Source organism: Nonomuraea jiangxiensis, from assembly GCF_900099965.1.
GTDB classification, from domain to species: domain Bacteria; phylum Actinomycetota; class Actinomycetes; order Streptosporangiales; family Streptosporangiaceae; genus Nonomuraea; species Nonomuraea jiangxiensis.
This window is the reverse complement of sequence record NZ_FNDJ01000021.1, coordinates 61,739-74,182: the sequence shown is the minus strand read 5'-3', so window position 1 is coordinate 74,182 and position 12,444 is coordinate 61,739. Positions and strand designations below refer to the sequence as shown.

Here is a 12,444-nt window from a genome sequence, read left to right as displayed (position 1 = left end):
AACCTTTGCCCCTATTGGCGGGGTTTGGTGGCGTTGCTTCCTCTCGTCCAACTGACGTGTCCCTAAAATTCGCGCAAAGAAAGCGAAAGGTCTCCATGGACATCGAAGGTGCCGCCGGCCGTTAAGGGGCGGGGGAGGGCGGGTGAGCGGGAAATCGGTTGGTCTACTGGTGGAACGTGGCGGCGCTGCTGCGGGCCAACGTGCTGCGCTCCGTGCTGACCGCCCGCGGGCCGGCCGCCGCGCGGCTGCCGCACTCGCCGGGGGAGTCGGTGGCCCGGCTGCGGGACGACGTGGCCGACGCGGTGGACTTCACCGACGAGAGCGTCAGCCTGGCGGGCACGACGCTGTTCGCCGCCGCCGCGCTGGCCATCATGGCCACCGTCGATCCGGCCGTCACGCTGGCCCTGGTGGTGCCGATGATCGCGGTCGGGGTGCTGAGCACGAGGCTGCGCAGGGTCATCGGGCGGCTGCACCGGCGGGCCAGGACGCTCGGCGCGGCGGTCACCGCGTACGTCGGCGAGATCTTCGGCGGCGTACTCGCGATCAAGACCGCCGGGGCCGAGGCGGCGGCGCTGGAGCGGCTGCGCGAGCACAACCGGCGGCGGCGCGCGGCGGCCGTCAAGGACCGGCTCGCGACCGAGCTGCTCGACGCCGTGACGGGCGCCACCGTCGAGCTCGGCATCGGGCTCGTGCTGCTGCTGGCCGCGCCCGCGATGCGCGGCGGCGACTTCACCGTGGGGGACCTCGCGCTGTTCACCAGCTACATCGGCTGGCTCACCGCCCTGCCGCGGACGATCGGCGCCGTCCTCTACCGCCTGCCCCAGGCCGCGGTCGCGACCGAGCGGCTGACCCGGCTGATGGCGGCGCACGAGGACGCCGCCGACCTGTCCGCGGGCACCGGCGTGCACCTGCGTGGCGAGCCGCCGCCCGTAGCGGGGCCGCCGCGCCACGCCGACCCCCTGCGCGTGCTGGAGGCGCGCGGGCTGACCGTGCGCCACGACGGCGGCGAGCGCGGCGTGCACGCCGTGGACCTGCGTATCGAGCGCGGCTCGTGCACCGTGATCACCGGCGCGGTCGGCGCGGGCAAGACCACCCTGGTACGCGCCCTGCTCGGCCTGTTACCGCTGGATGAGGGGACGATCACCTGGAACGGCGTCCCGATCGACGACCCCGGCACGTTCCTCGTCCCCGGCCGGGTGGCCTACGCCGGCCAGGTGCCCCGGCTGTTCTCGGAGACCCTGCGGGATAACCTGCTCCTGGGCCGGCCCGCGAGCGATCACGAGCTCGGGCGGGCGCTGGAGCTGGCCGCGTTCGAGGCGGACCTGGCCGGGATGCCCGACGGGCTCGGCACCGTCGTCGGCCCGCGCGGCGTGCGGCTGTCCGGCGGGCAGGTGCAGCGGGCCACCGTCGCCCGCGCCCTGGTCCCCGCGCCCGACCTGCTGGTGGTGGACGACGTGTCGTCCGCGCTGGACGTGGAGACCGAGCGGCTGCTGTGGGACCGGATCGCCACCGGCGGCCCGGAGACGCTGCTGATCGTCTCGCACCGGCAGGCGGCGCTCGAACGAGCCGACCAGATCGTCGTGCTCGACCGGGGTCGCGTCGCCGGTCGCGGGCGGCTGGCCGAGCTGCTGGAGACCTGTCCGGAGATGCGGCGATTGTGGAGCGCGGAGCTGATCGCCGAGGCGGAGGAACGAGCAGGAAAGTAGATCGGGCACTATGGATGCTGTGACGGGAAGCACGACGACGGCCCCGGCCGAGGCGCTGGCCGAGCTGGTCGGGCAGGGTGGTGTGGCGGTGCTCAGCGGGGCGGGGCTCTCGACGGAGTCCGGGATCCCCGACTACCGCGGGCCGACCGGGCGGGCCCGGCGTGCCGAGCCGATGACCTACCAGCAGTTCGTCGGCAGCGCGGAGGCGCGGCGGCGCTACTGGGCGCGCAGCCACGTCGGCTGGCGGCAGATCGGCCTGGCCCGGCCCAACGCCGGGCACCGGGCGGTGGCCGAGCTGGAGCGGCGCGGGCTGCTCGCCGGGATCGTCACCCAGAACGTCGACGGCCTGCACCAGGCGGGCGGGGCGCGGGGGGTGATCGAGCTGCACGGCGGGCTGGACCGGGTCATGTGCCTGTCGTGCCGGGTGCGGACCCCGCGCGCCGAGCTGGAGCGGCGGCTGCGGGAGGCCAATCCGGGCTTCGACGCCGACGGCCTCTTTTCCGGCGGCCGGGTCAACCCCGACGGCGACGCCGTGCTCACCGACAGGCAGGTCGCCGGGTTCCGGGTGGTGGACTGCACCGGGTGCGGCGGGCTGCTCAAGCCGGACGTGGTGTTCTTCGGCGAGAACGTGCCGCGCGACCGTGTCGAGGAGTGTTTCGCGGTGGTGGCGCGGGCGCGGGCGCTGCTGGTGCTCGGGTCGTCGCTGAAGGTCAAGTCGGGGCTGCGGTTCGTGACCAGGGCCGCGGCGCTGGGCGTGCCGATCGCCATCGTCAACCAGGGGCCCACCGGCGGCGACGAGGAGGCCGTGCTCACCCTTGACGCCCCGCTGGGCACGACCCTGACCGACCTGAGCACCCGGCTGGCCCTGCGCCCCCGGAAGCAGTGACTCCAAGCCGACCGGGTCACATGAGGACGCGTCGGCGGCGACCACGGCACGGCGGCCGGTGGACGTGCGCTGTGCGGAGTCCTGGCTGCGGCGGCTCGACCCCGGTGATACGGCGTAGCGCGGAACGGCACAATGGAGGGCATGCCTGCTCGATCGTGCCCCTGTGGTCTGCCCGCCTCCTATCAGGACTGCTGCGGCAGGTTGCACCGCGGGGAGGGGGCGGCGGCCACCGCCGAGCAGCTCATGCGGTCCAGGTTCAGCGCGTTCTGGGCGGGCGATACCGCCTACCTGCTGCGCACCTGGCATCCCGCCGCCCGCCCCGCCCGCCTCGACCTGGACAGGAAGGTCCGCTGGGTGCGGCTGGAGGTGCTGGAGAGCACCGGCGGCAGCGTCGTGCACACCGACGGCACCGTACGCTTCCGCGCCCACTACCTCGAGCGCGGGCGGCCGGGGGAGATGGAGGAGAACAGCCGGTTCGTCCGGCTCGACGGCCGCTGGGTGTACGCGGGCCCCGACCACGCGGCCCCGTGAGGGCTCAAGGGTCGCGCGCCTGGCTTGGGTGACCTTATGCGGATTCGCGGATGACCAGCTCCGTCGGCAGCACCACCGGATCGACGTGCCCGGCGCCGTCGATGAGGGCCAGCAGCAGGCGGATGGTCTCCTGGGCGACCTCCGCCAGCGGCTGGCGGATCGTGGTCAGCGGCGGATGCGTCGAGACGGCCACCGACGAGTCGTCGAACCCGCCCACCGCCACGTCGTCCGGCACCCGCCGGCCCGCCGCCCGCAACGCTGCCAGCGCCCCGGCCGCCATCAGGTCCGAGGCCACGAAGACGGCGTCGAGGTCCGGTGCGCGCGCCAGCAGCTCCGCCATCCCCCGCTCGCCGCTGGCCTGCGTCCAGTCGCCGTGCGCGATCAGCTTCCTGGACGCCTTGCGGCCGAGCACGTCGGCGAAGCCTTCGAGCCGCTGGATTCCGCCCGGCGTGTCCATCGGCCCGGTGATCATGGCGATCCGGCGGCGGCCCTGGCCGACCAGGTATTCGGCCATCTGCCGGGCGCCGAGGCGCTCGTCGGTGGCCGCGTACGGGATGATCGTCTCGCGGCCGATGACGGCGCCGCAGGAGACCGCGGGCGGGCCCGCGGCCAGGGCGTCGACCAGCGGGTCGCCCGCGTGGGTGGAGACCAGCAGCACGCCGTCGGCGTGGCCGCCGCGCACGTAGCGCACCACGCGCTCGCGGTCGCCCTCGTCGCCCGCCAGCATCATCACCAGCGACATGTCACGCTCGGCGAGCATGCGCACGGCGACCCGGGTGAGCGTGCTGTAGTTGGGGTCCTCGAAGAACTTGGCGTGCGGCTCGGACATCACCATCGCAACCGTGCCCGTGCGCTGCGTGACCAGGCTGCGGGCGGCCCGGTTGACCACGTAGCCGGTCTCCGAGATCGCCCGCTCGATCGCCGCCCGCGCCGCCGGGCTCACGTATTTGTCCCCGTTGAGCAGCCGGGACACCGTGCCGCGGGACACGCCCGCGGCGGCGGCGACGTCGTGGATCGTTGGGCGCTTCATTTCACGGCTCCGGAGGACAGGTCGGTCTTCCAGTATCGCTGCATCGTGAGGAAGAGCACGATCAAGGGGATGAGCGACAGGAAGGCGCCCGTGAGGATGAGGTTGTAGAGCGCGGGCTGGTTCGCCCCCGCGGCCAGCAGCGTGTAGAGCCCCACCGTGAGCGGGAACTTGCCGTCGTCGCCGAGCATGATGAACGGCAGCAGGAAGTTGTTCCAGATGGCCACGAACTGGAACAGGAAGATCGTCACCATCCCCGGCACCATCATCGGCAGCGCCACCCGGGTCATCAGCCGCCCCTCGCTCGCCCCGTCGATCCGGCCCGCCTCCAGCATGGAGTCGGGGATCGCCGCGGTGGCGTAGACGCGGGCCAGATAGATGCCGTACGGGTGCAGGATCTGCGGCAGCAGTACGGCCCAGTGGCTGTCGGCCAGGCCGATCTTGGAGAACAGCAGGTACTGGGGGATCGCCAGCACCACGGAGGGCACCAGGATGCCGCCGATCAGCAGGTTGAAGATCAGGTTCCGGCCGGGGAAGCGGTATTTCGCCAGCGCGTACCCGGAGACGGCCGAGACCGCGGTGGACAGCAGCGCGCCGCCGCCCGCGTAGAGCAGGGTGTTGCCCGCCCACAACCAGAACACGCCGTCGCGGTAGGCGAACAGCTCGGCCACGTTGTCGAAGAAGCCGGTGCCGAAGGCGAGCGTCGAGGTGGTGAACAGCTCGCCGGGCGACTTGGTGGCCGCGATCAGCACCCAGCAGACCGGGAACAGGCAGTAGAGCGCGCCGAGCAGCAGCAGCCCGGTCGGCACCACCCCCCACGGCCGGCGTACGCGTACGGTGTGCGCGGCCATCAGCCCTCCCCGAAAGCGCGGTCGCGGACGATGCGCAGGAACCCGAACGACAGGACGAGCGAGATCGCCGCGATGACGATCGAGGTGGCGGCGGCCGAGTACAGGTCGCCCGTGGTGAACGCGTCGCGGTAGACCTTCATGAGCGGGCTCCAGGTGGAGCTGATCGTGTTCGTCAGCGGGCGCAGGGTGGTGGGCTCGGTGAACACCTGGATCGTCGCGATGATCGAGAACACCGTGGTGAGAATGATCGCCGGGGTCAGCAGCGGGATCTTGACGCGTACCGCGATCTGCAGCTCGGAGGCGCCGTCGAGGCGGGCGGCCTCGTACAGGTCGCGCGGGATGGCGCGCAGCGTGGTGTAGAGCACCAGCATGTTGAAGCCGGTGCCGCCCCACACCGCCACGTTCGCCATGGAGTACGTGACGGTGGTCGCGCCCAGGAAGTCGATGTCCAGCACGTCCCGGATCGGGCTGAGCGAGGGCAGGTAGAGGAAACCCCACAGCAGGGTGGCCGCCACCCCCGGCACCGCGTACGGCAGGAAGATCGCGATCCGCGAGAACCGGGCCAGCCGCACCCGCGTCGAGTCCAGCAGCAGAGCGAACAGCAGCGCGAGGCCCAGCATCACGACCAGCACCAGCGTGCCGTAGCCGAGCACCCGCAGCCACCCGGCCCACAAGTCGCCGTCGGCCAGGGCGGCGGCGACGTTGTCGAACCCGACGAACACCTCCCGCCGCGCGCCCCTGCCGAGCCCCAGCCCGGAGACCCGGGTCCGGCGCGTCGCCAGGTAGAGGGTGTAGCCGATGGGCACGGCGAGGAAGAGCGTGAACAGCACGATCGCGGGCGTCAGGAACAGGTACGGCCACGCTCCCCGCTGAGAGCGGTTCATGAGGCGAGCTGGAAGCCGGACTTGCGCATGTCGGCGACCGTGGCGTCCTGCATGCCCTGCACGGCCTGGGAGAAGGGGGTCCCGTCCCGCAGGGCCTGGTCGAAGCCGTCCTTGAAGGCGTTGTAGGTGACGCCGACGTTCGGGCCGAAGGTGAAGCCGCGCGCCCCGGCGGACACGGCGGCGGCCTGCTGCCAGAAGTCGGCCTGGTTGGCGAAGTAGTCGGGCGCCTGGCCGAGCGACGACTGCGCCTTGGTCGCGGCCGGGTAGATGGCGGCCTCCTTGACCAGCAGCCCGATGGCCTGCGGGTCGGTGTTGAGCCAGGTGGCGAACTGGACGGCGGCGGCCTTGTGCGGCGTCTTCGCCGACACGGCCGTGGACGAGCCGCCCCAGAAGCCGCTGTGGCTCTCGCCCGCGTTCCACTGGGGGAGCGGCGCGACGGCCCACTTGCCCTTGGCCTTGGGCGCGTTGCTCGACAGCACGCCCGGCGCCCACACCGCCGACGGCCAGGTCAGCAGTGTGCCGTCGTTGAGGGCCTTGTTCCACTCCGGGGTGAAGTACGGCATGTCGTCGATGACGCCCTCCTTGACCAGCGCGCCCCAGTAGTCGGCGACCTTCCTGGTGGGCTCGTCGGCCACGTTCACCTTCCACGACTCGCCGCTGATCGACCACCACTGCGCCCCGGCCTGCTGGGCCAGCCCTGTGAACGCTCCCGGGTCCTTGCTGGAGAACGTGCCGAGGAAGACCTTCGGGTCCTTCTTCCGGACCGTACGGGCTGCCTCGGCGTACTCCTGCCAGGTCTTGGGGACCTCGATGCCGTACTTGTCGAACAGGTCCTCGCGGTAGAAGAGCATCATCGGCCCGCTGTCCTGCGGGATGCCGTAGACGGCGTTGGTGCCGAGCGTGACCAGGCCCCACAGGCCCTCGGTGAACTCGCCCTTGACCGGGGCGGTCTCGGCCTTGAGGTCGGCCACCGCGTCGGCGGCGATGAACGAGGGAAGGTGCTGGTACTCGGCCTGCACCAGCTCGGGAGGGTTGCCCGCCTTGGCCGCGGTGAGGAACTTGGCCGCCGCGTCGTCCCCGCCCGCCTGCTTGCTGACGGTGACCTGGATGTCCGGATGGGCCTGGTTCCAGACCGCGACGATCTTGTCCATGTTGGGGGCCCAGGTCCAGTACGTGAGCTTGACCGGCCCCGAGCCGGCGGCCGTGGGGCTCTGCGCCGCCCCGGTGCCGTCGGCGGGCTCGCCGGACGCGCAGCTCGCGAGCGTCACCGTGAGGACGACGGCCAGGGCGGCTCCCAGGCGGTTGGCGCGCATGCGTACCTCCAAAGGTTCTGTGAACGTGCACAGAGTGATTCAGGTCGGAAATGGCCGTCAAGGGGTTGTTACGGTCTCGTTAACGTCCCGGCCGCTCGCCTGGCTTCTTGCGATATTTCGGGAAATCTAGGGCTTGCCGTTCCGTTCGTCGCGTGATGAGCATTACTGTGCACGTTCACAGAAGCCTTCGAGGGGGATGGATGTATCCGGAGCGTCCTGCCGGTATCGCCTTTGGCGGGGACTACAACCCAGAGCAGTGGCCGCGCGAGGTCCTGGAGGAGGACGCGGCCCTGATGCGCGAGGCCGGGGTGAACCTGGTCAGCCTGGGCGTGTTCTCGTGGGCGCTGATGGAGCCGGCGGAGGGGCGCTTCACGTTCGGCTGGCTAGACGAGATCCTCGACCGGCTGCACGCGGCGGGGGTCGCGGTCGCCCTGGCCACGCCGACGGCCGCCCCGCCCGCCTGGTTCGTCGCCCGCCATCCCGACGTGCTGCCGGTGACCAGGGAGGGCACCAGGATCGGGTTCGGCGGCAGGCAGAGCGCCTGCTCCAGCGCCCCCGCCTTCAGGGAGGCGACCGCGCGGCTGGTGCGGGCGCTGGCCGGGCACTACCGGGACCATCCCGCCGTGGCCATGTGGCACGTGCACAACGAGTACGGGGCGCCGCTCGGCGAGTGCTACTGCGAGCACAGCGTGGCCGCCTGGCGGGAGTGGCTCCGGCGCACCTACCGCGAGGTCCCCGCGCTGAACGACGCCTGGGGCGCCGCCTTCTGGGGGCAGACCTACACCGACTGGTCCGAGATCGACGCCCCCCGCGCCAACCACACGGTCGTCAACCCGGCCCAGCGCCTGGACTACGCCCGCTTCAGCGACGGCGAGCACCGGGCGCACTACGCGCTCCAGCGTGACATCCTGCGCGAGCTCACCCCCGGCGTCCCCGTGACCACGAACTTCGCCGGCACCGTCAACTGCAAGTCCACCGACCTGTGGCGGTGGGGCCGCGAGGTGGACGTGGTCGCCAACGACCACTACCTGCGGGCCGAGCGGCCGGACAACCACATCGACCTGGCCATGTCGGCCGACCTCGCGCGCTCGGTGGCCGGGGGCGCGCCGTGGATGCTGATGGAGCACTCGGCGGGCGCGGTCAACTGGCAGCCGCGCAACCTCGCCAAGCGGCCGGGCGAGATGCGCCGCAACAGCCTCGCGCACGTCGCCCGCGGTTCCGACAGCGTGCTGTTCTTCCAGTTCAGGGCGTCGCGGTTCGGGGCGGAGAAGTTCCACTCGGGGCTGGTGCCGCACGCGGGGACCGGCTCGGAGCAGTGGCGTGAGGTGGTCCGGCTCGGGGCCGACCTGCGCAGGCTCGCGGGGGTGCGGGGGAGCCGGGTCAGGGCCGAGGTCGCGCTCGTGTGGGACTGGGAGTCGTACTGGGCGCTGGAGCTGGACTGGCGGCCGTCGGTGGACCTGGCCTTCCGGGAGCGGATGGACGCCTTCTACGAGGCGTTGTGGCGGGAGCACGTCACGGTGGACTTCGTCCATCCTTCCGCTGATATTTCGGGTTATCGGGTGGTGGTGGCGCCCAGCTCGTACCTGCTGACCGAGGCGTCCGCCAAGAACCTCCACCGGTACGTCGAATCAGGCGGCAACCTCTTCGTGTCGTACTTCTCCGGCATCGTGGACGAGCACGACACCATCCACCCCGGCGCCCACCCGGGGGCGCTGCGCGAGCTGCTGGGCCTGTCGATCGAGGAGTTCCACCCGCTGCGCGAGCACGAGACCGTCACGCTGACCGGCGGCGACGGCGACCACGCGGGGACGGCCCGCGTCTGGTCCGAGCGGGTCAGGCCCGCGGGGGCGCTCGCCGTACGGGAGTTCACCTCGGGGCCCGACGCCGGCCATCCCGCCCTCACCCGCCACGACCTCGGCGCGGGCACCGCCTGGTACCTGGCCACGGCCCCCGTGACGGGCCTGCGGGACCTGCTGGCGCAGGTGCTCGACCACGCCGGCGTGTCCCGCCCGCGCGGCCTCCCCGACACCCTCGAACTGGTGCGCAGGGGCGGCCACGTCTTCCTGATCAACCACGGCGACGAGCCCGTCACGGTCGAGGGGGTGACCGGCGTGAGCGTGCTCGACGGCGTACGCCACGACGGGCCGGTCACCGTCGCGTCCGGTGCGGTCACGGTCGTCGCGGACACCCCCCAACCCTAGGGAGCCCCCATGAAACGGATCCTGACCGCGCTCCTGTTACTCGCCGCCGTCCTGGTCGCCGCGCATCCGGCGCAGGCCGGGACGGGTCCCGGCCGCCTGCAGATCCGGGGCGCCGACATCTCCAGCCTGGCCAAGTCCGAGGCCCTGGGCGGCCTCTACCGCGACAGCCGCGGCCGGACCGGCGACGCGCTGCGCATCATGTCCCAGGCCGGACTCAACTACATCAGGCTCAAGGTCTGGGTGAACCCGGCCGACGGCTACAACACCAAGACCCAGGTGCTCGCGGTGGCCAGGCGGGCCAAGGCCCTCGGCCTGCGGCTGCTGGTAGACTTCCACTACTCCGACACCTGGGCCGACCCGGGCAAGCAGTTCAAGCCGGCCGCGTGGGAGGCGATGCCGTTCGACCAGCTCAGGCAGGCCGTGTACGACCACACGTACGACGTGCTCGACGCCCTGCGCCGCCAGGGCACCACGGCCGACATGGTGCAGGTGGGCAACGAGATCAACGGCGGCCTGCTCTGGCCCGACGGCTCCAACTCCTCCTGGGCCGGCACGGCCGCGCTGCTCGGCGCCGGGTACGACGCGGTCAAGCGGGTGTCGAGCGCCACGAAGGTCGTGCTGCACCTGGCGAACGGCGGCGACAACGGCCTCTACCGGTGGTGGTTCGACAACGCCGCCGCCCAGGGCATCCGGTACGACGTGATCGGGCTGTCGTACTACCCGTTCTGGCACGGGACCCTGGAGGCGTTCCAGGCCAACCTCAACGACGTGGCCGCCCGGTACGGCAAGCCCGTGGTCGTGGTGGAGACCGCCTATCCGTTCACCACCGGCGACGACGACAACTGGCCGAACATCATCACCTCGGCGGAGCCGTACCCCGGATACCCGGCCACCCCGCAGGGGCAGTCGGCACTGCTGGCCAGGGTGGCCGACATCGTGCGCGCCGTGCCGAACGGGCGTGGCCTCGGGCTGTTCACCTGGGAGGCCACCTGGACGGGTGTGCGCGGCAACGGCTGGGACCCGGCCGACCCGGCCTCCGGCAACGGCTGGGAGAACCAGGCGCTGTTCGACTTTGGTGACCGGGCGCTGCCCGCGCTGTCCGTACTCGGTCGCGGCTGAGCCGGCTCCGGGCGGGCGGCCTCGGCCGTGAGCCCCTCCGCCCGGCCCGGAGACCCGGGCCGGGCGGGCGCCGAGGCCGGGTGGGCGCTGCGGATCGCGCGGTGAGATTGACATGATGGGCGCATGACGATCAAAGCTCTGGCGCCCGACGAGTTGCTGACCACCACCCGCAGCGTCCGCAAGCGACTCGACCTCACCCGTCCCGTGGACCCGGCTCTCGTGCGGGAGTGCCTGCGGATCGCCCTCCAGGCGCCCAGCGGCGGCAACCGGCAGGACTGGCACTGGATCGTGGTGACCGACCCCGAGCTGCGCCGGGCGATCGGTGACTACTACAGGCGCTCGTTCCAGGTCTACCAGCAGTCGGGGAGCTCGGCCGGAGCGCTCTTCCAGGACGAGCCGGCACGCGCGGCGACGCAGCGGCGCGTCTCCGAGAGCGCCGTCTACCTGGGCGAGCACATGGGAGAGGTGCCGGTGCTGGTGATCGGCTGCATCGCGGTGTCCGGTGGCCGGCTGCCCGAGGGCAACCAGGCCGGGCTGTGGGGCTCGCTGCTGCCCGCCGCCTGGAGCTACATGCTCGCCGCCCGGGCCAGGGGCCTCGGCACCGCGTGGACCACGCTGCACCTGGCGTACGAGAGCGAGATCGCGACGCTGCTCGGCATCCCGAGCGAGGTACGGCAGGGCGTGCTCATCCCCACCGCCTACCACACCGGCGAGACCTTCAAGCCCGCGCACCGGCAACCGCTCGACGAGGTGCTCCACCTCGACCGGTGGTGAGCGCGGCGCAACCGGTGAACGCACAGTGAGAGGACCGACGTGAAGGAGAAGTCCGTGATGTCCCTGCCGCTGCTGCCGACGTCGCTGGTCGGCAGCTACGCCCAGCCCGAGTGGCTGATCGACCGCGCCCGGCTGGCCGGGCGGTTCCCGCCGCGGGTGCGGGCCAGGGAGCTGTGGCGGGTGCCGCCCGAACTGCTCGCCCAGGCCCAGGACGACGCCACCGAGCTGGCGATCAGAGCGCAGGAACGCGCCGGGCTGGACATCATCACCGACGGCGAGATCCGGCGCGAGAGCTACTCCAATCACTTCGCCACCGCCCTGGACGGCCTCGACCTCGACAATCCCGGTACGGCGCTCGACCGCAGCGGCCACCCGAACCCGGTCCCGCGCATCATCGGCCCGATCCGCCGCCCGCGCCCGATCGAGGTCGGCGACCTGCGGTTCCTGCGCGAGCACACCGGCCACGCGGTCAAGATGACGGTGCCGGGGCCGTTCACGATGAGCCAGCAGGCGCAGAACGAGCATTACCTGGACGCCGAGGCGGCCGCGATGGACTACGCGGCGGCGGTCAACGCCGAGATCCGCGACCTGTTCGCCGCCGGGGCCGACATCGTGCAGATCGACGAGCCGTACATGCAGGCCAGGCCCGAGGCGGCACGCGCGTACGGGCTGGCCGCGCTCAACGCCGCGCTCGACGGCGTCACCGGCACCACCGCGGTGCACATCTGCTTCGGCTACGCCGCGATCATCCACGAGCGGCCGGAGGCGTACTCGTTCCTGCCGGAGCTGGCCGGGTGCCCGGTGCAACAGGTGTCGATCGAGACCGCGCAGTCCGGACTGGACCTGGGCGTGCTGTCCGACCTCAAGGACAAGACGGTCATCCTTGGGGTGATCGACCTGTCCACCCCGGACGTGGAGCCGGTCGAGGTGGTGGCCGGGCGGGTGCGCAGGGCGTTCGACCGGGTGCCGCCCGAGCGGATCGTCATCGCCACCGACTGCGGGATGAAGTATCTGCCGCGCGAGTCGGCCGAGGGCAAGATGCGGGCCATGGCCGGTGCCGCCCGGCTGTTGCGAGCAGAGCTCGGAGCAGGCGGCTGAGATCGCCGCCCCCCGCACCCGCCCCCGCCCCCGAGGCCCGGCCGCCGACCAGGC

The 12,444-nt window shown here is 72.1% G+C and carries 11 protein-coding genes; 7 read left to right on the top strand and 4 right to left on the bottom strand.

The window, feature by feature from the left end; all coding sequences use genetic code 11:
* Nucleotides 1-158: 158 nt before the first annotated feature.
* From BLS95_RS37185 to BLS95_RS37175, 3 genes are all read left to right on the top strand, one after another.
* Nucleotides 159-1,706, top strand: a complete 1,548-nt coding sequence (locus tag BLS95_RS37185) for an ABC transporter ATP-binding protein (protein ID WP_090942762.1) — start codon at nt 159-161, stop codon at nt 1,704-1,706.
* 10 nt (nt 1,707-1,716) lie between these two features.
* Nucleotides 1,717-2,592, top strand: coding sequence for an NAD-dependent protein deacetylase (locus BLS95_RS37180; protein WP_090942759.1), 876 nt, complete (start codon nt 1,717-1,719; stop codon nt 2,590-2,592).
* 141 nt (nt 2,593-2,733) lie between these two features.
* Entirely contained in the window at nt 2,734-3,123 is a 390-nt protein-coding gene (locus tag BLS95_RS37175; protein WP_090943078.1) for a YchJ family protein, read from the top strand.
* 34 nt (nt 3,124-3,157) lie between these two features.
* Here the strand turns inward: BLS95_RS37175 and BLS95_RS37170 are convergent, their stop codons facing one another.
* From BLS95_RS37170 to BLS95_RS37155, 4 genes are read right to left on the bottom strand one after another with little or no spacing between them, the layout of a single operon-like run.
* The gene (locus BLS95_RS37170) at nt 3,158-4,153 is read right to left on the bottom strand and encodes a LacI family DNA-binding transcriptional regulator (protein WP_090942757.1); all 996 of its coding nucleotides are present in this window, start codon (nt 4,151-4,153) and stop codon (nt 3,158-3,160) included.
* Nucleotides 4,150-5,001 carry a carbohydrate ABC transporter permease gene (locus BLS95_RS37165; protein WP_090942754.1) on the bottom strand — a complete coding sequence of 284 codons (852 nt, stop codon included), beginning with the start codon at nt 4,999-5,001 and terminating at the stop codon, nt 4,150-4,152. The genes BLS95_RS37170 and BLS95_RS37165 overlap by 4 nt, the downstream gene beginning before the upstream one ends.
* Nucleotides 5,001-5,885: a carbohydrate ABC transporter permease gene (locus BLS95_RS37160; protein ID WP_090942751.1), complete on the bottom strand. Its 885-nt coding sequence runs from the start codon at nt 5,883-5,885 to the stop codon at nt 5,001-5,003. Before BLS95_RS37160 ends, BLS95_RS37165 begins: the two co-directional genes overlap by 1 nt.
* Nucleotides 5,882-7,198, bottom strand: a complete 1,317-nt coding sequence (locus BLS95_RS37155) for an ABC transporter substrate-binding protein (RefSeq protein ID WP_090942748.1) — start codon at nt 7,196-7,198, stop codon at nt 5,882-5,884. The genes BLS95_RS37160 and BLS95_RS37155 overlap by 4 nt, the downstream gene beginning before the upstream one ends.
* A gap of 200 nt (nt 7,199-7,398) precedes the next feature.
* Here BLS95_RS37155 and BLS95_RS37150 point away from each other — a divergent pair, with 200 nt between their 5' ends.
* The 4 genes from BLS95_RS37150 (at nt 7,399) to BLS95_RS37135 (ending at nt 12,390) form a co-directional block, all read left to right on the top strand.
* Nucleotides 7,399-9,399, top strand: coding sequence for a beta-galactosidase (locus BLS95_RS37150; RefSeq protein WP_090942745.1), 2,001 nt, complete (start codon nt 7,399-7,401; stop codon nt 9,397-9,399).
* 9 nt (nt 9,400-9,408) lie between these two features.
* Nucleotides 9,409-10,518 (top strand): glycoside hydrolase family 53 protein, encoded by a 1,110-nt coding sequence (locus tag BLS95_RS37145; protein ID WP_090942742.1) that lies wholly within the window; start codon nt 9,409-9,411, stop codon nt 10,516-10,518.
* A gap of 123 nt (nt 10,519-10,641) precedes the next feature.
* Nucleotides 10,642-11,292 carry a nitroreductase family protein gene (locus tag BLS95_RS37140; protein ID WP_090942737.1) on the top strand — a complete coding sequence of 217 codons (651 nt, stop codon included), beginning with the start codon at nt 10,642-10,644 and terminating at the stop codon, nt 11,290-11,292.
* Between the two features lie 39 nt (nt 11,293-11,331).
* Complete coding sequence (locus BLS95_RS37135) at nt 11,332-12,390, top strand: uroporphyrinogen decarboxylase family protein (RefSeq protein WP_218136167.1); 1,059 nt, start codon at nt 11,332-11,334, stop codon at nt 12,388-12,390.
* Nucleotides 12,391-12,444 lie beyond the last annotated feature (54 nt).